Here is a 22,968-nt window from a genome sequence, read left to right on the forward strand (position 1 = left end):
ATCTGCTATCCTTTAATGCCGGAGAGCTGAATCCCTTCAATGAAATACTTCTCTGCCGCCAAAAACAGCAGCAGCATTGGAATCATATAAATAACAGAGGCAGCAAAGGAGACGCTAAACGCTTCTTTTTGCAGCCGGGATAGAAATACAGACAGTGGCTGCAGTTCCGCATTTTGCAAAAAAATAAGCGGCTGCTCAACCATATTCCAATAATCAGCGAACAACAGTACAACAAGCGCTGCAACACCTGGCTTAACCATAGGCAGCACAATCGATGTGAAAATGCGTAAATACCCGGCTCCATCGATCTTCGACGCTTCGATATAGCCGCCCGGAATTTGCAGCATAAACTGCCGAAGCAGAAACACGCCGAAGGCGGCAAAAATGCCCGGCAATACGATGGAGCTAGGATGATCTAGCAGGCCCAGCTGATCTGCCATCATATAGTTCGGCACGAGCGTCACCTGAAAAGGCATGAGCATCGTAATCAAGTACAAAAAAAACAGCGGCTCCCTGCCGGGAAAGCGCAGCTTGCCAAATGCGAAAGCGGCCAGCGCCGCAACCGTTACCTGTCCAGCAATGATCGGCACGACCAGCAGGACTGAATTCCAGAACATATATAAAAATTGCGGCGTTGAAATCAGTACATTGTAATATTGACTGAAGGAAACCCAATCTGGAATCCACTTCAAATGAACAAAATCACTCACATCCGTGCTGCCGAGCATGCCATAATTGACCAATATTTCACGTTCTGTCATAAGCGAGTTCACGATCGTCAAAATGACCGGCATGAACATAATCGCAGCAATCAGTGCCAACAGGAGCGTGCGCATCAGAGGGACAATATTTTCATGTTTTTCTTGCATTCTGATTTACCTCCTACTCCATATAAGAACGAAACACACGCTCCATCCGGAACATAATCATAACGAGCAATAGTATGGCGACCGCCATAAGCGAAGCCGCAGCAGACAGCTTCTCAATATCAAGCGACAGGAACATATTGTTCATATAATGCTGCAGCATATAAATGCTGTCATGAGGGTAATCCCCCGCTACCAAATACGTCTCGCGAAATACCTTGAATGAATTTAAAATTGACATTAGCACAACAAGAAAGGTCGTAGGCGTTAAGTAAATTAGCGTAATGCTTAATTTACGCAGCCTGCTTGCCCCCTCCAGGCTGGCAATCTCGTAATATTGCTCTGGAATATTTTGCAGGCCGGCCAGAAACAGTACCACATTGTAGCCGATATTTTTCCATACATAAATTAGAATAATGACCAGCGGCGCCCAGTCCGACTTCATCCAATCTGTCCGGTCCAGTCCTATATGCTCCATCCAGGCGTTCAGAGCGCCATTCCAGTCAAAAAGGATTTGCCACACCAGCACAACGGATGCAACCGGCACAACAAGCGGAAGCACATATGCTGTACGCAGCCAATTGCGGAAAAACACCCGCTGATTAAGCAGCAGCGCCAAGCCAAGGGCTAAAGCAGTAATAATCGGAACGCTGGCTGCCATAAATTGAAACGTATTGCCCGCCGCTTTGCGAAAGGAAGAGCTCGCCAGCAGGTCTGCATAATTGCCTAATGTCCAGCCGCCCCCATCTCCGCTTCCACCGAATTCATTCAGGAAAGAGGTCATTACGCTCTAACCGAAAGGAATCACATAAAAAACTGCAAATCCGGCGAAGCTGGGGATCAAGAAGCAGAAAGCGACCATTATTTCCTTGCTTGCCGAACGGTTAAATTTCATGAACGCCAACCTCCTCTTGTTTGTCCGGCATACCGTATCATACCTGTCCAATATGACAGCCGAATGACGGAAACAAAAAAAGCGCCGATCATCGGCGCTTCCAGCTGTGCAATAACTGATCTATGTGTTTGACGCTTTTAATTGAATCCGAAAAATTGTTCCAGACGGTGCAGATTGCAGCAGCTCTACCTTTCCGTCATTCGCCTTGGCGAGCAATTGGCAAATAGGGAGTCCCAGCCCCATGCCCTGTTTCTTCTTGCGTCTGCTGTCACCGCGATAATAACGCTCAAATATAAAGGGTGCTTCCTCAGCTGGAATGCCCTTGCCATTATCGGATATATCAATCCGTATAATGCCTTCCTCTCTGCTTGCTTTTATCTTAATCTGTTTCGCTCCGGCGGCAGCGCTGTTGCTGATCAAATTAAACAAAATTTGCTTCAGATGAGTAGGATCGCCAATACAGGTAATATCAGAGCTTGGCAATTCTGCAATTAAATCCAGTGCTGCAAACTTTGTCATCGCTTGAAGCTGCGTGATGACCTCGCCAATAAGCAGTGACAGCTCCACCTTCTCTTTGGACGCATGTATTTGATCAGTCTCCATAGCCGAGAAGTCCAGCAGCTCATTTACCATTGTTTGCAGCCGTTTCGATTCATTCATACAAATTTGCATAAATTCCTCCGCCTCTGAGCCGGTCACGACCCCATCCTTCACCGCTTGTATCATACCGCGTATCGAAGTAACAGGTGTACGCAGCTCATGAGACACGCTTGCCAGCAAATCAGTACGCAGCCGCTCCAGCTGTTCAAGCCGGGCAGACATGTCATCAAACGAATGAACGAGCTGATAAATTTCTGCTTCCTTAATCTGCGCTGAATCTGGCAGCTCAGGCCTGTAATTGCCGCCAGAAATTTGACCTGCAGCATGTGCCAGCTGGCGCAGCGGTTTTGTCAGAGAACGGGAAAGTAAATAAACGACCATCCAGCCGCAAAGCGCGATTAGACCTATGGCTGCCAAAATCAATATATATGTTCGCTCGAAACTGTTATCCACACCCATGCTGACATAATATTTTCCGGCATACTGATTGTTGTAATACAGCGGCATTCCTACCCGAAACCATTTATTATGATCAGCAGAAATGACTTCCTTTGTTCTTTCTGCAGCCATCGCTTTAGGAAAATCTGTTTTCTGGCTTAACCCGTCTGGCAGCTTCTGCCCTTCCGTGCTGATCGAACCGCTGGCAAAATCAAATATTTGCACATAAACATCCTTTGGAATGGCAGGAGTAACTGGTATGGCCGTAATTGGCGCAACAGGTTCATCACTAATCTGACCTGTCTGATCGGCAGGCATTGTCTTGATATGCCTCTGTTCATCCTTTGCTTTTGAATAATAAGAGGCCAGCAGCTCCGCTCTTGCTTCCAGTACTGCAAATTGCTGATTCATGGCGCTCTCTCTAATCCAACTAATACCGAGCAAACCAAAACCAATTAGCAAAATCAGCAAAAGCAGCGTAAAACGCCAGGTCCAATACCGCAGCAGCGGAACTGTAGAGGAAATACTTTTAATTTGTTTGCGTTTAATAAACACGTAGGCTATACCCCGTTCCTTTGACCGTTACAATCTCCCCTTCGCTGACTGGCCACCCCTGCAAGCTTTTTCGTATGCGCTTGACGGCGGCGTCAACCGAACGGTCTCCGCCTGCAAAATCGATTCCCCATACCCGGTCAAGCAGCTGCTCGCGGCTGAAGCACTGATTAGGATGGCGGGCCAAAAAAGCCAGCAGCTGCCAGTCACGCGGAATAAGCGATACTGGCGTCTGCCCTCTTGCTGCAGCTTGAGATGAAAAGTCTATAATCAAACTGCCCAGCCGGATAATCTCTGCATCAGCCAAATATGGAGAACGCCGCAGCACAGCTTTTACACGCGCAACCACTTCCTCAGGATCGAATGGCTTAGCGATATAATCATCCGCACCGAGCTGCAAGCCTTCCAAACGATCAGGCACAGCTCCTCTTGCTGTAACAATGATGACAGGGCAGCTCCCTTCCTGCCGGATTTGCTGCAAAATTTCCATGCCCTGTGTCTCTTCCAGCATTAAATCAAGCAGCACTAAATCCGGTTTCCAGGATTGAAAAACAGCCAGAACATCCTGCTCTCCCGCATGGCACTTCACCATAAAACCATTCCGCTCCAAATAGACTTGAAGAAGTCTGGCAATGCTCTGTTCATCCTCCACCACAAATACTTTTTTCAAAGCAGCCTCACTCCGTCACTGATATAGGAATATAACCATTATATAAAATCAAACTATAGACGTTCTCTATTATTATAGAACAGCAATGTGACAGCGCTATGACGAGCATAGATTTTCATAAAAGACGTATTACGAAGTTAGTCTTAATCCGGAAACCCCAATGAGAATACAGCATAAGGACAGCATTTGCAGCCAAGTAAATTTTTCTTTAAACCATAAGATCCCTGCAATAGTAATACCTACACTGCCAATTCCCGTCCATACGGCATATGCGACACCAGCGGATAAAGTCTGCATCGCCTGTGATAAACAATAAAATGAAAATGCAAAACCAACAATGACAACGGCAATAGGCCATTTTTTTCTAGTACCATCCATTTTTTTCATGGCAATAACTGCGATAACCTCTTCAATTCCTGCCAATATCAAATATCCCCAAACCATCAGCTTTCACCTCTTGTTTCATTACTGTTTGCTTTCGTAAAAGTTTTCATGCCCACTACTCCGGCCACTAAAATAAATAGGAAAAAGATTTGCCTGGCTGAGAATGGCTCACCGAGCAGAATGCCTACCAAATAAGTGCCGACTGCGCCAATGCCGACAAATACGGTGTAGGCTGCTGCAACAGGAATTTGCCGATAGGAATAAATCAGCAAAGCAAAACTTACAGCAATTAATAATATTGTCACAATCCATTCCAGAGCCGTTTCTGCATGCTTCAGGCTGGATGCCCAAACGACTTCCAGAATACCGGCGATAAATACAGGTAACCACTTCATCTATAAACGCCCCTTTATAAAATGAATGAATGTCAGTCATTTTATTGTTTAAAAATAGGCGCTTCTTCAGCGCCAGACTTTAAAGACTTAACACTAAACGGTTTCTTACATTAACAAGCATACTAGCTGGTTCCCAGCGATCTTTTCACAAAATCAAACACTTCTGATTTGTATACCTCGAGCGTATCCTGCTGTTCATTTCCGATATAAAAACGCTCGGCAGCGTTTTCCACCAGGTTAATAACCATTCTGGCCGTCCATTTCACATGAATGCCTCCAAAAAGCTCCTTGCTTTCCATCCCTCTAGTTAAAATACTTTCAAACCAGTCATAATAAGGCTGATAGATCGCTTCCCACTTTTCAAGCGAATGGTCGATAGCCAATCCCGAATAACAAAGAATGATTACATCTTTATAGGAGTCTGTAATTCGGAACGTTTCATCTATAAAAATCTCAAGGATTCGCCAAATGTTTTTTTCTCCCTCGACCTTCTCTTTGATCACTCCTAAAGTCATCGTTAGAAGATTATCGGCAATTGCTGGAATCAAAGCGTTTTTGGATTGAAAATATAAGTAAAAAGTGCCTTGCGCAACTCCTGCTTTTTTCACTATCTCTGATATGGACGTCTTATCAAGCCCTTTCTCAGAAATGACTTCAATTGCAGCCTTTAAAATTTTATCGTATTTACCGTCGAGGCTTTTTGACATTACGGCAACCACCTCCGTTTATGAATGACTGTCATTCATTTTATCATGATGAAAATATTGCGTCAAGCTCAGCATACGTATACACTTACTCCCAAGGGTAGTTCGTTAGTAAAAAACTTGCAAACTTTTTACTTTCCTCTCGCCGGCTTCTTCTCATTTCCTTGCGTTGCCCTGCCGTTTCAAACAATATTTTTTCCTCTTCTGTTTCTGGCACGACCTGAGGCACCGGTATTGGATTATTATACTCATCCATGCCTACAAAAGTAAGAAATGAAGTAGCTGCAATCTTTCTTTCTCCCGTTCTCAAATCCTCCCGAACCACTTTCACAAAAACCTCCATAGACGTTCTCCCTGTCCATGAAACAAAAGACTCCAATGAAACAGAATCGGTCGGTCTGATAGGGTGCAAAAAATCCACAGAGTCCGCAGAAGCAGTAACTGCGGTAACACGGCATAATTTAGATGCAGAAATGGATGCAATATCGTCCATATAGGACATTAATTTTCCGCCAAACAAGGTGTTATGATTATTTACATCCGGCGGAAAAACTCTTGATATTTTAAAACAGCGGGTTTCCTTTACAAACTTTTTATCCAACGATATTCACACTCTTTCATATAGTGATGATTTCCTTCTGATATTGTCCCCACAATGCGGTCTTCTTACGCCTGAATAACCAAGAAAGCTGCCCTAAAGTAAATACTTACTCAATGGCAGCTTCCTTATTAAATTATAACAATCGATACTATTTACTTTCTAACAACGCCAATACTAGCTTGACCGCCTCTGCTCTTGTTGCTGTGTCAGATGGAGCAAATCGGTTATTGCCCTTTCCATTCACAATACCTGCCTGAGCAGCTGCTGCAATGTAAGGCTTCGCCCAAGCCGCTATTTGTTCGGAATCAGCAAATGTAAGCTCAGCTTCCTGCTTCGTTTCTAATCGAAGTGCTCTAACGGTCATAACTGCAAGTTCTGCACGTGTAATTTGATCAGCTGGCCGGAATGTTCCATCCGTATAGCCGTTAATAATCCCTTCCGAAGCAATCCGATCAATATGGTTTTTTGCCCATGCCGGAATAACGGAATCATCCTTAAACGTAAAATTGATTATTGCTGCATCCTTACTCTCATTATCAGTTTGTTGCAATTGCAAAGCTCTGCTTATCATTACAGCAAACTGCGCACGTGTTACAACTGCATCGGGTTTAAAGGATTGATCCTCAAATCCTTTAATGATATCGAGTTTAGCTGCTTGAGCAATCCATTCTCCCGCCCAATGCCCAGCAATATCAATAAATAAAGGTTGCTCTGTTCCCTCACCCGGATTAGGATCGGTGCCTCCCTCTTCGTTTGATTCGTCAGTTCCGCCACCTAGGTTAGGGCTCGTACCGCCCTCGCCTGGATTTGGGTTTAACCAAAGAAGGGTCCGAAGAACAAGTTAAACTAATGTCAAATTTCCGACGAATTGATTGCGAATTAAAGTACAATGTTTTAATTTTTTGTGTCTTCTTCAACATCCACTAGAAGTTGTATGTCGAATTAGATTATCATTCGAATATATCTACATATTGATTGTTGATTTTCCTGAATGGCACTTAATTACAAATGTTGAAGAGGTGTTTGGCATGTCGCAATCGTCAGCTGATTTTATTGAATTGGCACAAACCATTATTGACGTACAGGATCAGGATATTACCCGAGAGAACGCAAATATGAATGGAGAGAGCTTCTCAGGGAAGATGAGCAAGCTTGGCAGTGAGTTTTCCAAATGGTATGCCAAGCATTCCATTTTGCCTCAAGAGCTTGTAACAGCCATTGATCAAAATGAAGTCTATGTGCATGACCTGGATCAATACGTTCTCGGCACAACGAATTGCATCTTTATTCCTTTTGATAAGCTGCTGGCTAGAGGCTTTAATACCGGCAATGGCAGCGTCCGTCCACCGAATTCGATTACAACTGCAATGGCGCTGACAGCGATCATTTTTCAATCCCAGCAAAATGCCCAATATGGCGGTGTTTCCGCTAGCAAGCTTGATTGGGATTTGGCGCCTTATATCAATAAATCATTTCAAAAGCATTTCATTAAAGCTCAGCAATTGATTCAAGAGCAGGCTAAAGTATTGGCTGCACCTGATGGCAGTGAAATCCCGTTCGAGGAAGCTGCTGGATACGATACTTTTGAGCATCTCACTTTCTCAAATAAACAGCTCGCTGTCCGCTATCCCGAAACCTATCGTTTTGCAAGGCTGCAAACGATTGAGGAAACGAACCAAGCTGCAGAAGCGCTTATTCATAATTTGAACACGATGTCGTCGCGGGCAGGCGGTCAAATCCCTTTTACGAGCATTAACTACGGCACTTGCACATCAGAAGAAGGACAGCTGATTATCGATGCAATTTTGAATGCAACTATCAAAGGGCTTGGTCACGGCGAAACGCCTGTATTCCCTATACAAATTTTCAAATGCAAGCAAGGCGTGAATCAGCAGCCCGGCGAGCCAAACTATGAGCTGTTTCTAAAAAGCATTGAATGCTCCTCAAAGCGCCTTTATCCTAACTTTGCCAATATCGATGCTCCTTGTAATGCGGCTTATTATGTAGCTGGTGAGCCTGATACAGAATTCGGGACAATGGGCTGCCGGACAAGAGTAATTGGCGATCGTTACGGGCGCAACCGGCTGTCCGGCAAAGGGAATTTATCCTTTAACACCATTAATCTGGTGAAGCTGGGAATCGACTATGGCATTTGTCTGGAAGCACGGTCAGAAGCTGACGAGGAAGCTTTCTATCAAGCTCTTCAAAACAAGCTGGACATCGCCCTGCTTGGTCTGCTTCACCGCTACAAAATACAAGCTGGGCAAAAAGCCAAAGCTTCCGACTTCATGATGCGTGAAGATGTATGGGAAGGCGGATCTCAGCTGGCGCCTGATGAATCTGTTCATGATTTGCTCAAGCACGGCAGTTTATCGATAGGTTTTATTGGTATCGCAGAATGTATGAAGGCTTTGTATGGAAAGCATCACGCGGAGGATAAAGACGTTTATCGAAAATCCGTTGACCTTATTCGCTTTATGCGCCAGTACTGTGATAGGAAAAGCGAGGAGCATAACCTCAACATTACTTTATTTGCTACTCCAGCAGAAGGATTAAGCGGTAAATTTACGAAACAGGATCGCGCCAAGTATGGCACAATTAGCGGAGTAACTGATCGAGAGTACTATACCAACTCCTTTCACATACCGGTTTATTGCTCGATCCAGGCAGCAGCCAAAATAAAACTCGAAGCCCCTTTCCACGAGCTGTGCAATGCAGGAGCCATTTCCTATATCGAGCTTGATGGCAATGCACGGAACAATAAAGAGGCTTTTCTTAAAATTGTTCAATATGCCCTTTCCCAGGATATTAGCTATTTCAGCGTCAATCACCCGATCGACCGCTGCCCTGTTTGCGGTTATGAAGGCATAATCGGCAATACTTGCCCCGTTTGCTGCACGAGCGAGGAAGAGCAGCCCTTCCGGCGTCTGCGGCGCGTTACTGGATATTTGACCGGCGATTATTTAACCCGCTTCAACGCTGCGAAGGTAGCTGAGGTTAAAGATCGCGTCAAGCATCTATGAATATATGCGGCTTCTACCCTGAAAGCATTAACGAAGGACCAGGCCTGCGCGCTGTACTGTTCATTAGCGGGTGCAGGCATGGCTGCAAAGGCTGCTTTAGCAAACAGACGTGGTCGTTCGAGGCAGGGGAGCCATTCCATGAGGCAAAGCAAGCTGAATTGTTGAACGACATTGCAGCCAATCCGCTGCTGCGCGGGATTACATTATGCGGCGGCGATCCGTTCTTTTCGGCAGAGGAGCTTATTCCATTTGTCCAAACCATCAGGCAGCGGCTCCCCTACTTGGACATATGGAGTTATACCGGATTTACATTTGAAGCACTTATACGCAATAAACACGACAGTAAGTTTCAGCTCCTCCAGTTATGTGATGTTATTATCGATGGAAAATATAACGAGCAGCTTCGCGATCTTACGCTTCTATATCGCGGTTCTTCTAACCAGAGGATTATTAACGTCCCTCTAAGCTTAGAAACAGAGACCCTGCAACTAATAAACCACTTCGATCTATGAGGGTACATGGTTTTGTCGACCAGGGTCATTTCACTTTTTTGCAGCACATAAATCGAATAAGACTGGTAAACCTAAGCTCAACCTGCATACAAAGGAGGGGCTATATACAATGGTAGATGATACTCGCCATTATTTGGAAGATTTGCATGAGAATCAACGCAGAAATGAACGAAGCAAAAAGCGGCAAGGAAAGGCGCACGCCGGGCACAAGCTGCCCAATAAGCAACATGGCACAAATAAATAAGGCTATAATTCAATAAAAAAACTGCACCTCATCGTAAAATATCCATTTTACAATGAAGGTGCAGTTTCTTTATAGCTGGCGATATATTGGAGCCAGCCTGTCATAAAGCTGTTCATAAATTTTGTACTGCGAGTCATAATGGCCCGCAAGCTGTTGATTGGGAGCATATTCAGTCAGCTGCTGCTTCTGCATAATTTGATCGCATAGCTCGCGGTAGCCTTCTCCCCAGCCTGCATGCTGGAAGCCTAATAAAGCTGTGCCGATGGTAGGCAAATATTGCGACTGCGTCGGTACTATAATATTACACTGCAGCACATCAGCAATGATCTGGCACCATGCGGCGCTTTTTGCTCCTCCGCCAATAAGCGTAAGCTTGTTGATCGTTTGATTTGGTACGACGAAGTTCATAATTTGCCGCAAGGCAAAGGCTACGCCTTCCAGCACCGCTACAGCCATCTGTGTATTTGTGCTGGTCGTGCTTAAACCGATAAAAGAACCGCTTGCCTCCGGATCTTGAACCGGGCATCGCTCACCATTTAAGTAAGGTAAAAAGAGCAGCTTGGACGATCCGCCCCGTTCGGCGTTTTTGAGCTGCTGCTCAAATACCTCGTAAGGATCCCCATCAGCTTGCAACGAAGCAGCTGAACTGCTAAACTGCTCCATTGCCCAGCGATAAGCACTGCCGCCATTCGTTATAGGAGCAACAGATATATATTTACCCTGCTCTACATAGGAAAGATTGAATACTCCGCTTTTGACATCGGTAAATTGCTCGGATACTGTAGCCATCCAACCGCTGGTGCCCAGATAGACATATACATCGCCTTCCTGATATACACCTGCTCCAAGCGTTGCCGAACCGGCATCGCCTATACCGCATAGAACGGGAGTACCCTCGGCAAACCCCGTCTCAGCAGCTGCTTGCGCATGCACAGTTCCGACAATTTCGTCCGATGCACAAATCGCCGGCATTTTTGCCACATCTAATCCGAACTGCTCAAACCATGGCGCCGCCCATACACGATTGGCAATATCCATGCAGCCAGCCGTAGCTGCTGCAGTCGGATCTGTCACGAATCGGCCAGTCAGCTTGGCAATCACATAATCCTTCGAGCTGATAAGTATACTTTTTGTGGCTTCATATTGCGCTTTTTCATGCTCATGCATCCACAGTATTTTTGGAAAAGTCAACGTTCCGTCCATATGATTTCCAGTAATACGAGCAATCTCCGCTTCGCCAAGCTGTTTCAGAATTAATTCCGCTTGGCTCGTGCCGCGGCTGTCGGAATACAAGATAGCTGACCGTACCGGGACATAATCGCTTCCGATCGGGATCATATCCTGCATCTGGCCGCTAAAGCTTATACAGCGAATCGCTTCAGGCTCTACACCTGAGGAAAACCAGGAATTAGCCATTTGGACGACCGCATCATACCATGCTTCAGGCTGCTGCTCCATCCCTCCATCAGCGCTTACCAATGTTTCTAATGGCAAATTAAGCTCATGCCATAGCTTAGCCTGCTGGTCGACCAATACACCTTTGATATTTGTCGTTCCAATATCGAAGGCAGCAATGTAACTCATCGCCTCTCCCCCCTAATTAGGCACATGCATCGTTGCTTGCTTCATATCAGCAATTAAACGAAGGAATGAATCCTTTTCACCATGCTCAAGACGTGATACAAAGGCTGTTCCTACAACAGCGCCATCAAAGCCGCTGGCCATAACTCCGCTAACGGTGTCAGGCGTACGAAGGCCAAAGCCGGCAACAATCATGCCGTTAGGCAAAAACTGGCGCGTGCGTCCGCACAGCTCTGCCAAACTATCCTCTTTGGCTTCAGAGCTGCCTGTAGCTCCGGTGTAAGATTGCGCATATATAATGGAAGATCCGTCTGTAGCCTGGCGCATCATATCATCATCCATGCCGCCGTTAACAAAACGTATCACATCCACGCCATGGCCGGCAACCTCTTCCTCGATTTTTTGCTGCTCTGCCAATGTGCAATCAGGCAGCACCAAAGCATCGATCAATCCTTGCTCTGTTAATTGGATATATAGTCCGCTATCCACTACTTCTGTCTTATAGCCCATAACCCAAATCGGATTGTTAACCATACTTCTTATTTTACGGCATTGCTCTATAATAACGGCAATATCATCTGACCCGTTTTCAATTGCGCGTTGATGTCCACGCTGAATAATAGGTCCGTCCAGCTTAGGCTCTTGGCTTGGAATTCCCAGTTCAAGTATATCGATCCCTGCTTCAATTCCTTCTTTAATAAGCTGAAGCGAGGTTTCAGGAGAAGGATCTCCTGAAACCAAATAACCTATTAGCAATCCTTCTTGACGCTCGCGTGCAGTTTCCCATGTGTTTATATTTCTCTTGTTGTACATAATTCCTTGCTTCATTATTAAGCACTACCTTTTCCAAATTTTTGCACAAGCACCGCCACAATAACAATTAAACCTGTAATAACATTTTGCATGAAAGTAGGTACTGCAAGAATGGTCATGCCATTAGACAAAATTCCGATAATCGCTGCCCCAACGAAAGTTCCCCAAATGTTTGGCGTACCTTCCTTGAAGCAAGTCATACCTAGAAATACAGCAGCATAAGCATTCAAAAATAATCCGTCCGCACCAGTAGGATGTGCAGAACCTAGACGCGAAGCCATAAGAATACCAGCCAGCGTCGCTAGTACGCTGCAAAGCGCAAATGCTAAATTTTTATTAAAAGCAACCTTTACCCCTGCTACGCGGGATGCTGACTCGTTGCCGCCAATTGCATACAACTTACGTCCAAATGCAGTATGAGACATGATGTACCAGAAAAGCACTGTAATAACGATCATAATAATGGACAGCAATGGGATCGCGCCCCATTTGGTCTGACCTAAATAAAGGAAAGATTTTGGAATATTCTGAAAAATAGTCGCCCCGTTAGTCACTCGGAAGCTGATCCCGCCAATAACTGTCCCCATTCCTAATGTCGTTATAAATGACAGCACTCGGAATTTGGTAACAATCCAGCCGTTAATATAACCAATAACGAAGGCACACAGGATTGGAATTAGAACGACGACGACAATAGGATATCCCGCTACCGCTAATTTTGCTGCGAATACGCCGCCTAAACTAGCAATAGCCCCTACTGAAAGGTCAAATTCTCCAACTGCCATTACTAGAGTTGCGCCAAGCGCCATAAGAACTAAAAATACAATTTGTCTAGAAATGTTTATCGCATTATCTAATGTGGCAAACGCATTGGGGCTTAAAATACTAAATACCAATATAATCAGCAAACCGGCTAGTACAGTTCCGTAGGAACGGAATAGATGCATATACGGCTGCTTTTTCTGTGTGATTTCCATCTATATCATTCCTTTCCTTGGCCAAAGCAGTAGGCAAGCACCTTTTCAGGCGTCGCTTCTTTATAAGTCAAATGAGCGACGATTTTACCCTGATGAAGCACATAAATACGGTCGGCCACATCTAATATTTCTTGCAAATCAGAAGAAACAAACAACACAGCTGCGCCTTTATTTGCTTCTACTCGCAATAAGCGATGAATTTCATCGCGAGTCATAATATCTACTGCTTGGGTCGGCTCATCACACAAAAACAATACTGGATTTTGCATAAGAGCCTTGGCGAACACGACCTTTTGCTGATTGCCGCCGCTAAGCTCTCCAACTTTCTGCTCTGTGCCGGTAGACTTTAACTGCAGATTGTCTCCCCAATTTTTCACCGTTTTCTTCTCATCCTTAAGGCGTACCCGCCATGCATTGGCAAATCGCTTTAACAATGGAAGCGTCATATTCTCACGTATGCTCATATCAAGAATGATTCCGTCGCGTTTGCGCTCCTCCGGAATAAGCACTACACCTGCATCGAGCGATTCTCTTGGCGTACGCAAATGCTTCACTTCGCCCATCAGCTTCACTTCGCCGCCGCTTTTTTCACGCAGGCCATATATGGTTTCTAAAAGCTCTGTCCGCCCTGCACCGGCAAGGCCGAACATGCCGACAATTTCACCTTCATGAACACGGAAGCTAATGTCCTTCACTCGTTGATCCTTGCTGGATAATTGATTAACCTCCAGCACAACCTTTTCACGCTGAGCTTCGCTTTCCTCGCGGACCTTTGATTTGTACTCTTTGTTGTTCATTAAAGATATAAGCTGATCTTTGTCCGTTTCTTTGGTATTGACTGTTGCCACATATGCACCGTTGCGGAATACAGAAATTCGATCTGATAATCTAAATATTTCATCCATACGATGGGAAACATACAGTATGGCTGTTCCACGTTCAGTTAACCGATTAATAAGTGCAAACAGCTGCTCCGATTCTTGGTTCGTTAATGCCGCTGTCGGCTCATCAAGAATCAAGAGATGGCATTCCATCATCATTGCTCTTAAAATTTCCAGCATCGTTTTTTCCGGCGGCGTCATGCGAGCAGCTATTTTGTTCATATCCAGCTTTACACCGTATTGATCCATCAGCTTTTGCGCTCTTTGCTTCATAGACTGCCAATCCACGCCTACCCCCATCGCTTTCGGATAAGGAAGGCCTAAATACAAATTTTCATAACCGGTAAACGATGGCACCAGGTGGCGATCCTGGTGCACAACATTAATTCCAATTTCTCGAGCGTCAATAGGAGCTGTAATAGTAACCGGCTTGCCCTTCCACATGATCGTACCGCCATCTGGAGAATAAACACCTGTTATTATTTTAATAAAGGTTGATTTGCCTGCGCCGTTCTCGCCGACTAGCGCATGTACTTCTCCAGGTGCAATTTCGAATTGTACGTTGGATAGCGCATAGTGTTTACCAAATATCTTGTTAAGTCCTTCGACGTTCAATAATGACATTTCATACACCTTCCTCTTATTTCTTGATCAAAGATGCCGGTGCATACATCTCAGTAGCCTCAACCTGTTCGCCGTTGAATACACGCTCAATTTGTTTTACAACGATTTCAGTCATACCAATAAAGTTTTGCTCAACAGTTGCTTTAAGTGGAGAGTTGCGGTCAATCATTTCAATGGCTTGGCTGTTTCCGTCAATGCCAGTAACGATAATGTCTGAGCGGCCTGCTTCTTCAATCGCTTGTGCTGCACCGATAGCTGCTTCATCCCAGCCAGCCCATACCGCTGTAACAGCGCCTGGCGCACTATTGGATAGAAGAATATTTTCCATTTGCTTACGAGCGTTTTCGATTGGACCAGGAACATCAACCTGCTGCTCAGTTACAAGCTTAATGTCTTTGTTTTCAGCTAGAATTTGATCAAGCTTTTCTGTACGGGCAAGCACGCCTGGATGCGGACGGTGAGTCAATACAACCAGATTTCCTTTATTGCCCATTTCGCCTAGCAAGTAATCCGTAATTAATTGAGACATTTGCGCATTGTCGCTTGTCGCGTTCATTGCCATACCGTCAACATAACCGGAGTCTACGCCGAATACAGGAATGTTTTTGCTTTTAGCATCTTGAATTTGGCTTGTCAATTGGCTTGGGTCGCTGCTGACAATAACGATCGCATCTACTTTAGATGTAATCGCATCCTCCAGACGGCTTGCCATTTGAGAAATATCGCCTGCTGTATCAATTACGTTCGTTTTCCAAGATTTGTCGGATGCTAGCTTTTTAAGAGACTCTACCATTTGATTTGTTGTTACTGAAGATAAATAAGGTGTAATAATTGAAACGGTTTTAGTGCCGTTTTCAGACTTCGATCCGCAAGCGCTTAAAAGGCCTACTACTAATGCTACAATCATGAGTAATGTTGCATATTTTTTCATTTCCAATGTCTCCTTAAATCGTTTTCTAATTTCTTGTTCTTTGTAACTGTCAGGAAGAAACAGGATTTAAGCGATTCCATTCCAGGACAAGCTTAGCCGTCACCAAATCAGTAATAAGCACATTCATACATTTTCCCCGCAAAGCAGCGGCAATGGCTTCTACCTTATGCTTGCCCCCTGCAATTGCAATAACGTTAGCAATTTTTTTAATGTCTCCAATGCTTAACCCGATAATTCTGGACTCCAGCTCGTTCTCAAGATGCTCGCCATCTGCCTTTAAGAAAGAAGCTCCTATTTGTGATACAGCTCCTTGCTTATGAATCGCTTCCACCTCGCTCGACTGCAAATACCCCGATTGAACTATTGCAGATTCTTTCGTAACCTGACCAATACCGACAATGGCCACATCAGCTGTTCGTGCTTTCTCTAATACATTGGCTATATCGCGTTCAGCAAGAAAATGCTCTCTAGCCTCTGACGAAACAACGATTGCGGGCGCATTGAGCAGCGAGTAACTCCCCTTCATATTCTCCGCCATAATCCGTGTGTTCGTATTTGCGTGCATACTCGATCCATCTGATCCAAAACCGCCAATCATCGGTACAAAGGAAGTTCCCTTCGTGTTGTTGTAACGCAGCCTCGCTCCCGCAGAAGCGATGCTTCGACCAGCCATAATAGCGACCGTATCGTTATCGCGTATAACACTTTCCAGCAGGGTTGCAGCTGCTCGAGCAAGAAGTACGTCTTCCTTGCCTTGGTCATCCCCAGTTGATTGCACCACGATGACATCTTGAATGCCGAATGTTTCTGATATAGCGCGCTCATACTGCTGTTCCTCTGAGAAAGGATTGTGAATATCGATTTGAACGATCCCTTCTGTCTTTGCTTCCGCTAATAAACGACTTACTTGTGGTCTGGAAACACCAAGCCGATTGGAAATTTCTTGCTGGTTCATACCATCTAAATAATAAAGCGTACTAATCTTAACCAGCAGCCTTATCCGTTCTTCTTGTTGTCCCATGCAACCTCCCCCCTCGTCCTTGAACATTTGTTCAGAGGTTAAGAATATGTTCAAGTTGAATATACACCATTTTAAAACCGTTTACAATATCTATTTTTTCCATTCCTTTTCCCTTTCATTGGAAGTCTCCCCATTGATACTCCTATAAGACGAAACAAAGACGAAACAAAAAAGTATCTGTTGAGGTTAACGTGCCGAATTTGCTGGACACACGTTCCGCTATCCGCCTTAAAAACATCACTTTTTGAGTTTGGCGGACAGTCGTTCCGCTATCCGGCTCATACAAGTGTATTTTCACCACATTTTCGCTCAATAACGGAACGTGTGTCACTTTCACCCTTCAAAACAGGAATTTTTCGCTGAATAGCGGAACGTCTGACCACTTTACTGACCACTTATTGCTCAATGCTAATGCATCTAATCAAAAAAAAGCCATCCCTCGAAAGAATGGCTTGGCCGATATTAAAATGCGTAATTTTCTATCAATCAGATTCACAAGCGAAGCCGCTTAATAAACGCGGGATCATCTTATCCGCATACCTTAATCCGAGCAGCTTTTGACTGGCATTATCAAAATGTGTTCCATCTCCTATAGAAAAAGTGTCGTTGCTGGATACCCACTCGGATTGTTCTATATGCTGACCAACGATTGTAAGCAGCGTGTTAAAGGAATCGCTCTTCCCAGGCAAAATCTGTCCCACTATAAGAGGCACATCCGGCACGCCAAGATCTTCCCTCAGATTCGCAATAAGCATATGAAGACTGCTCATATACGTACTGACATGACCTACATCCGATTCTCCCTGATGCCATAAAATTCCTTTTAACGTACCTGACTCCATAGCCGAAAGCGTTCTTCTTACTGCTTCTTCATAAAGATCGGTACCGCTACCTTTTTGCCATTCAGCCATAGTCGTGCCGCCTCTTGCATTGGAAATAATACCCACACTGATGTCGGGAAATCGTTCCGTTATGGCTTGTGCAAAAGAGCTGCCTAGACTATATCCATTCGTTTTCGTCATAACTTCTACTGAAGAATATCTGTTTAATCCTTGAAGGGTATTGATACCCGGATTATTGGCTATAAGTCCCGCCCCGGCAGATTCCCATTGATTGAGCCCGTTAAATAAATAGGTTCTATCCATAGCTGCGATATCCTGGGATTCGAAAGGCGCTCTTGAAGCCATGTTGGATTGTCCTATAAGCAGGTACAAATGAAAATCCCTTTTCGGGTAATTAATTTTCACTTCTGGTCCGCCGTAATGATCAGTACAAACAATCATGCTTGAAAAGCTAGAAATATTATAGACTTCAAGTTCATATATGCCGAATCCACAGGACGCGTCAGGAGCGGAAAGTTTAATATATCTGGCCGCAAGATTGTCGACGGTAATCGTTGTTTCTCTATTAGTCTCACTAGAGGCCGGAAGAATTTCGTTATGCACCACATTCCAACTGGCATTGTCATCTGAAATGCTTACTAGTAATTGATTAGCCTTCTGTTTATATTCAGTAAGGACAATCTTATTAAATAGCTGCAGAGAGCCTAAATCCAAAGTTACATCTGCAGCTAATACCGAAGGCGCTCCGGGAGAATAGGATCTCCACATTGTGGTTGGGTCGCCGTCTGTTATATAGGCTGCATCTGTTGTTGCAAGCGTCCCGCCCTGGTTGATAACCGTCGTTTTTCCCAATGCCAGATTTTCGGCATGATCCACATTCTCATTCATCTCTGCAACTCCCAATAAATTAATTCATGTCTAAAATTCCTCTTCATCCTCCTCCAAAGTATAGGTTTGCAGAACTAAACGTGGTTGTTCGCTTGTCTTTTCCTTGCTGTAAATTGTAATATATCGTGCCTCCCCTTCCTGAAGCACAACAAAGCTAAAGGTCTGCCCAGCTCCTGTTTGGCCTGCAATTCCAGTGCTTACGTTGGCTTCCTGCCACTTCCAACCAGGATCGATATAGAATGAATCCATGTAGCTGCCCGCTGCAGGCTTGTTACTCCACGTAATCTCATCCTCAGTCCAGTCATTGCTTGTCTGATACACTTTATTTTCCTTCACGCCGCCCTTGCCATCCGAGTTTGTAGCCCACAGCTTAAACGTTGCGGAGTAAATCTCGTCTTGGACTCCGCTTAGATCAAACTTAAAGTAAGCTTGCCGAATGCTAGACTTGTTACTAGTTACCGGGAGTCCTCCTGTACTTCCATAATTTTGGTCAGGTAAATTGGAAGCGACATAACTATCCGCGACTGGTAATACTTCTATTGTTTTTAACCCATCTGCCGTTGCTACAATTACTATATCCGTTGTTTTGGTAATATCGTAAAGTGTGGCTGTGACTGTAATCGTACTTTTCCCAGCCTTCACAGCTGAAATTTTCCCTTGAGTATCAATTGTCACTACGCTTGGTTTACTGCTGTTATAAATGATATCAGCTTCAGCCAGATCCGTAATGGAAAGATCCTCCATCACGCCTTCAACGGTCAGCGATGTACCCGTCCCCACTTTAAGCACGGTTGCTCCGGGAACCGTGGCATGAATTTTCGATAATCTCCTATCAGCTCCTTCAGCAGGGGGAGTATCGTATGTTTGCAGTACTAGTCTTGGTTGTTCACTTGGCTTCTCTCTGCTAAAAATATTAATAAAGCGAGTTTCCCCTTCTTGAAGCACTACAAAGCTTGGCCTGCGATCTAATTCCATTTGATCGACAATAGCGGAGGTTACATCTGCTTCCTGCCATTTCCAGCCCGGATCAACATGTATCGAGCCAGCATAATAGCTTGCAGCAGGCTTGTTGTTCCAAGTAATAGTGTTTTCTTCCCAGCTATTATCTGTTATATACACCTTGTTTTCTTTCATTCCGCCTTTGCCATCCGTGTTTGTGGCCCATAATTTCAGCTTCGCAGAGTAAATCTCGCCTTCGATCTGACTGAGGTCAAATTTGAAGTAAGCTTCACGGGCTTGAGAACGACTATTTGTGACTGGAACTCCTGTAGCGCTTCCATAATTCGTATCTGGTGTCTTTTCGTGCACATAGCTGTCAGCCTCTGCCAAAATCTCTATCGTGCGCAGGCCATTAACTGTTGCCGCAACCGATACAACTGTTGTTATCATTCTACCATTAAGCGTAACCGAAATCGTTATTGTACTTCTGCCTGCTTTTATCGCGGCAATATTTCCTTGGTTGTCAACCGATATTATATTGGGATGGCTGCTTACATATGTGATGTCACCTTCCGTCAGATCCGCTAGTGTGTCATCCTCCATCCTTCCCTCAATCATCAGCCTAGTGCTTGTTCCAACCTTTATTACACTAGGACCCTCTATCGATGCCTCAACCCGATCAAGCTGTGCACCTGTAAACAGATAGGATGTGATGACTAAATAGGGCCGATTATCTGGATTATCTGTTTCTTTACTATAAATACTAGAAATCAACCCTGGTTCGCTTTGCTTTATAGCAAAGCCTGCCTTATGGTTTTCATCAAAATGTGAGCGGATGTATTCCGTCATATCCAAGCTTACCCAATCTGCCGTTTCGTTAGCTGTAAATGCTCCCAGCTCATTCCCGGTCAGTGGCTTACTGTTCCAGGTAACACCTGCAGATCCTGTTTCTATCCAATCATTTTGAATTACTTCATGAACGACGTTTGATTGACCTTCACTTGGTGACCCCGTTGAAATGGCAAGCAGGTTTAATGTCGCTGCATCTATTTCTTCATTTAGAGATGGAAGGCCGAATCTCAACAATGATTCACGAGCAGCGTCAACTTCAAGCCACGCTTCTGAGCCAAAATTTGAATCAGGCTGAGTACTGTCAACATAAGCATCTGCTTCAGGATACAGCTTCTTCACAGGATTCATAAGCTCAGAGTCGTAAGAAAGCTTAATCGTATGCGAACGCCCCATAGAGCCGGCCGTATTAACAGCAAATTTTATAGGTGCTGTCTCTAGGATCGTAATCGTCGGATCCTGGCTTATTACATTCGTCGCCGCCTTGCTGAGCTCAATAATTACTTTATCCTGAGCATGCGTAGGATCTGACACAGACACACTGAGCTGCCCTGCTTCTTCTTGGACAATAACAGAAGAGGCTTGATAGCTTTTAATATATTCCACGCGGCCCGGATCCCAGAAGTTAACGCCCAATATCCCCAGATCACTCTCGCGCACCGCTTGAACTTCTTCTGTATTTTTGACAATTTGAATGTCCGGGTTTTCACTATATTCCCCTGTCTGTGCAGCAGTCTTGTTCGGCAATAATACATAGGCGTACTCCGCGTTATTCGGATTAACACCGTGATCAAACCATAAATTAAGGAAATGATTGGAGATTAAATCTGAAGAACCTTTGGACTGATTTATATCCGACCATGCCCCAGTCCGCAGTTCTCTCAAGCCCTCAACCTTTGCGCTGCCAGGAAAGAAGTAACCGATATCCGATTCCGCTGTCTCTCCGGATAAATGCGCCCATAACGTATCATTCATCGTTTCCTGTGAACCTGTATTAACCATCTTAACTGCGCCGTCTACCGTCAATATATTACTCCCGGTTCGGCTTAATTTCCTATTTTCAATAATAGTTTCGATTGTTCTGTTTTCATTACTGGAAATCCCCGCACCTAATGCAACAATTTCATCATCGAACATGAACCATGATTTTTTCGCCTTCAAATCGCTTCCCTCTGCATCAAGCTCCATACCCGAAATTCCATATACGTCATCCAGTACAGTTCCGCCTGCCCATTGGTTTTTTGAAGTATAATTGGAAGCATTACCAGCAATTCTTTCGCGGGTATCCACAGTCGTGCCAGGAAGACGATAAGGATTGACCGTGGCCCAGAAGCCGTCGCTATACTGTGACAAATCTCCGTTGTATAAATAGGTCATGCCATCCGATGTGTACCAGCTCTTCAAATTTTCATTATTAAGTGCCTCATACTTATAGGTTCGGTTAGAGGATAAACTTAAGCCAACAGCAAATTCCTCACGGTGATGAACGACCCTATCCATAGATGAGAAAGCCTTGTTCAAAACATACTCATCCCGGGCCTGGACGTCACTATTTTGGAGCAAAGCTTTGGCTTGTCCTATAACGTTTAAACTAGCATGGCTAATATAATTACGATAGTGATCGTTTACTATCCAATTCTTCACCATACGTTCAAACCTTAGCTTATTTACCGCATCAGCGGACCTCGAAAGCATTAGAATTGCGGAAATCGTCTGATGACCAACAACATGATTTTCAGCGTACTCACGTGAAATTTCTCTTCCTCGAACCATGTCCATTAATGCTCCGTTGTAGATGAGCGGCTCGAACGAATCCGTTACCCAACTATACACATTCTGTATATTCGGATCTGTAACCTCCCATGCTGAGTCCTTCAATAAATAAATAATGTTGGCAATAGTGCCTAGCAGCGCCTTTCCATACCCTCCATTATACGGATGCTTGTTATGCTGGATGAATGAGCCATCCTCATAAAATCCGTCTCCGTCATTCACATAAAGTAATACATCGCTAATTCCATCACGCGCTTTAAGGAGAAGCGCTGCATTTTGATTCAATACGCCGCTTAATCCAAGAACGGACACACGCCATAATCGGTTTGCTCCCGTATCATTGTATTTAATGCCAGGAGAATATTTTAGAACAGGGCGGCTGAATCTCTCGACCTGCTCCTCAGTCAGATCATCAAACATGATCGTCATTATATTGTTCAGTTCCAGCGGGATACCCAGTTCCCAGTCCCACCAGTTATCATAGGAGGCAGATAGCTCGTTATAGCGATTGGCATACATCCATTCCAATGCGCCAATAATATCTTCTCGCAGTGATGCATTCTTATAAAAGGTTGAACCTATCGTCCCATAAACTCTTGCCATCGCCATAATTCGGTTATAACTGCTTGTAATTTGAGGTGAAGAAATCGTACTCGCCAGATCTTCCCAAAGCGTTGTACGTTCCGCATTTTTATTCATCGTATCCCAATGTCCAATAGCTTCATCATTCGTTATGACGGATATTTGAGCTTCAATGATCACCCTAACATCCGGATCATTTGGATCATTCCATGCCCCGCCGGTCAATACTTCATGCCATTTCGACCTCATTTGGTCAAAATCGCTAGTAGATTCTGCTTGCACTGCTTCTATTTCACTTTTTACTGGAAGGTATCCGAAAAACATTGACAATATAATGATTAAAGCGCTTACAGTTTTAGTAGTTCTACTCATTATTTTTGTCC

At 44.5% G+C, this 22,968-nt stretch carries 19 protein-coding genes and 2 pseudogenes; 3 read left to right on the forward strand and 18 right to left on the reverse strand.

Going from position 1 to position 22,968, the window contains the following annotated elements; translation table 11 throughout:
• Positions 1–5: 5 nt before the first annotated feature.
• From ACRRU2_RS13395 to ACRRU2_RS13440, 10 genes and pseudogenes are all read right to left on the reverse strand, one after another.
• Positions 6–869 carry a carbohydrate ABC transporter permease gene (locus tag ACRRU2_RS13395; protein WP_432502325.1) on the reverse strand — a complete coding sequence of 288 codons (864 nt, stop codon included), beginning with the start codon at positions 867–869 and terminating at the stop codon, positions 6–8.
• 13 nt (positions 870–882) lie between these two features.
• Positions 883–1,761 (reverse strand): annotated as a pseudogene (locus ACRRU2_RS13400) (carbohydrate ABC transporter permease).
• 120 nt (positions 1,762–1,881) lie between these two features.
• Positions 1,882–3,354 carry a sensor histidine kinase gene (locus tag ACRRU2_RS13405; RefSeq protein ID WP_331700424.1) on the reverse strand — a complete coding sequence of 491 codons (1,473 nt, stop codon included), beginning with the start codon at positions 3,352–3,354 and terminating at the stop codon, positions 1,882–1,884.
• Entirely contained in the window at positions 3,344–4,021 is a 678-nt protein-coding gene (locus tag ACRRU2_RS13410) for a response regulator transcription factor (protein ID WP_331700425.1), read from the reverse strand. Before ACRRU2_RS13410 ends, ACRRU2_RS13405 begins: the two co-directional genes overlap by 11 nt.
• 129 nt (positions 4,022–4,150) lie before the next feature.
• Entirely contained in the window at positions 4,151–4,465 is a 315-nt protein-coding gene (locus ACRRU2_RS13415) for a DMT family transporter (RefSeq protein WP_331700426.1), read from the reverse strand.
• Positions 4,465–4,800 carry a DMT family transporter gene (locus ACRRU2_RS13420; RefSeq protein WP_432502328.1) on the reverse strand — a complete coding sequence of 112 codons (336 nt, stop codon included), beginning with the start codon at positions 4,798–4,800 and terminating at the stop codon, positions 4,465–4,467. Before ACRRU2_RS13420 ends, ACRRU2_RS13415 begins: the two co-directional genes overlap by 1 nt.
• 122 nt (positions 4,801–4,922) lie before the next feature.
• A complete protein-coding gene (locus ACRRU2_RS13425) occupies positions 4,923–5,507 on the reverse strand; it encodes a TetR family transcriptional regulator (protein ID WP_331700428.1) in 585 nt (194 codons plus the stop codon).
• An 85-nt stretch (positions 5,508–5,592) separates the two neighbouring features.
• Entirely contained in the window at positions 5,593–6,105 is a 513-nt protein-coding gene (locus tag ACRRU2_RS13430; RefSeq protein ID WP_331700429.1) for an acyl-CoA thioesterase, read from the reverse strand.
• A gap of 148 nt (positions 6,106–6,253) precedes the next feature.
• Positions 6,254–6,655, reverse strand: a complete 402-nt coding sequence (locus ACRRU2_RS13435) for an S-layer homology domain-containing protein (RefSeq protein WP_432502331.1) — start codon at positions 6,653–6,655, stop codon at positions 6,254–6,256.
• A gap of 36 nt (positions 6,656–6,691) precedes the next feature.
• Positions 6,692–6,802, reverse strand: a pseudogene (locus tag ACRRU2_RS13440) (S-layer homology domain-containing protein); the annotation flags it as partial.
• A gap of 331 nt (positions 6,803–7,133) precedes the next feature.
• On the opposite strand from ACRRU2_RS13440, the gene ACRRU2_RS13445 reads away from it, so the two are divergent.
• The 3 genes from ACRRU2_RS13445 to ACRRU2_RS13455 all read left to right on the forward strand — a co-directional run bounded on the left by ACRRU2_RS13445 (position 7,134) and on the right by ACRRU2_RS13455 (position 9,884).
• Complete coding sequence (locus ACRRU2_RS13445) at positions 7,134–9,128, forward strand: anaerobic ribonucleoside triphosphate reductase (RefSeq protein WP_432502333.1); 1,995 nt, start codon at positions 7,134–7,136, stop codon at positions 9,126–9,128.
• Complete coding sequence (gene nrdG, locus ACRRU2_RS13450) at positions 9,125–9,640, forward strand: anaerobic ribonucleoside-triphosphate reductase activating protein (RefSeq protein WP_432502335.1); 516 nt, start codon at positions 9,125–9,127, stop codon at positions 9,638–9,640. Before ACRRU2_RS13445 ends, nrdG begins: the two co-directional genes overlap by 4 nt.
• Positions 9,641–9,749: 109 nt before the next feature.
• Positions 9,750–9,884 (forward strand): DUF4023 family protein, encoded by a 135-nt coding sequence (locus ACRRU2_RS13455; protein WP_331700433.1) that lies wholly within the window; start codon positions 9,750–9,752, stop codon positions 9,882–9,884.
• A 69-nt stretch (positions 9,885–9,953) separates the two neighbouring features.
• Here ACRRU2_RS13455 and ACRRU2_RS13460 read toward each other — a convergent pair whose 3' ends face one another.
• The 8 genes from ACRRU2_RS13460 to ACRRU2_RS13495 all read right to left on the reverse strand — a co-directional run bounded on the left by ACRRU2_RS13460 (position 9,954) and on the right by ACRRU2_RS13495 (position 22,957).
• Positions 9,954–11,468 (reverse strand): xylulokinase, encoded by a 1,515-nt coding sequence (locus tag ACRRU2_RS13460; RefSeq protein WP_432502337.1) that lies wholly within the window; start codon positions 11,466–11,468, stop codon positions 9,954–9,956.
• Positions 11,469–11,480: 12 nt separating this feature from the next.
• Positions 11,481–12,293 (reverse strand): tryptophan synthase subunit alpha, encoded by an 813-nt coding sequence (gene trpA / locus ACRRU2_RS13465; RefSeq protein ID WP_331700436.1) that lies wholly within the window; start codon positions 12,291–12,293, stop codon positions 11,481–11,483.
• 2 nt (positions 12,294–12,295) lie between these two features.
• Complete coding sequence (locus ACRRU2_RS13470; protein WP_331700438.1) at positions 12,296–13,255, reverse strand: ABC transporter permease; 960 nt, start codon at positions 13,253–13,255, stop codon at positions 12,296–12,298.
• 5 nt (positions 13,256–13,260) lie between these two features.
• On the reverse strand, positions 13,261–14,760 hold the full coding sequence (locus ACRRU2_RS13475; RefSeq protein WP_331700439.1) for a sugar ABC transporter ATP-binding protein: 1,500 nt from the start codon (positions 14,758–14,760) through the stop codon (positions 13,261–13,263).
• A 16-nt stretch (positions 14,761–14,776) separates the two neighbouring features.
• The gene (locus tag ACRRU2_RS13480; RefSeq protein WP_331700440.1) at positions 14,777–15,691 is read right to left on the reverse strand and encodes a sugar ABC transporter substrate-binding protein; all 915 of its coding nucleotides are present in this window, start codon (positions 15,689–15,691) and stop codon (positions 14,777–14,779) included.
• Between the two features lie 49 nt (positions 15,692–15,740).
• The gene (locus tag ACRRU2_RS13485; RefSeq protein ID WP_331700441.1) at positions 15,741–16,712 is read right to left on the reverse strand and encodes a sugar-binding transcriptional regulator; all 972 of its coding nucleotides are present in this window, start codon (positions 16,710–16,712) and stop codon (positions 15,741–15,743) included.
• A gap of 482 nt (positions 16,713–17,194) precedes the next feature.
• Positions 17,195–18,442, reverse strand: coding sequence for a sialate O-acetylesterase (locus ACRRU2_RS13490; RefSeq protein ID WP_432502341.1), 1,248 nt, complete (start codon positions 18,440–18,442; stop codon positions 17,195–17,197).
• 30 nt (positions 18,443–18,472) lie between these two features.
• Positions 18,473–22,957, reverse strand: a complete 4,485-nt coding sequence (locus ACRRU2_RS13495) for a DUF7594 domain-containing protein (protein WP_432502343.1) — start codon at positions 22,955–22,957, stop codon at positions 18,473–18,475.
• Between the last annotated feature and the right edge of the window lie 11 nt (positions 22,958–22,968).

It is taken from the genome of Paenibacillus sp. GXUN7292 (genome assembly GCF_050864975.1).
Classification (GTDB): domain Bacteria; phylum Bacillota; class Bacilli; order Paenibacillales; family Paenibacillaceae; genus Pristimantibacillus.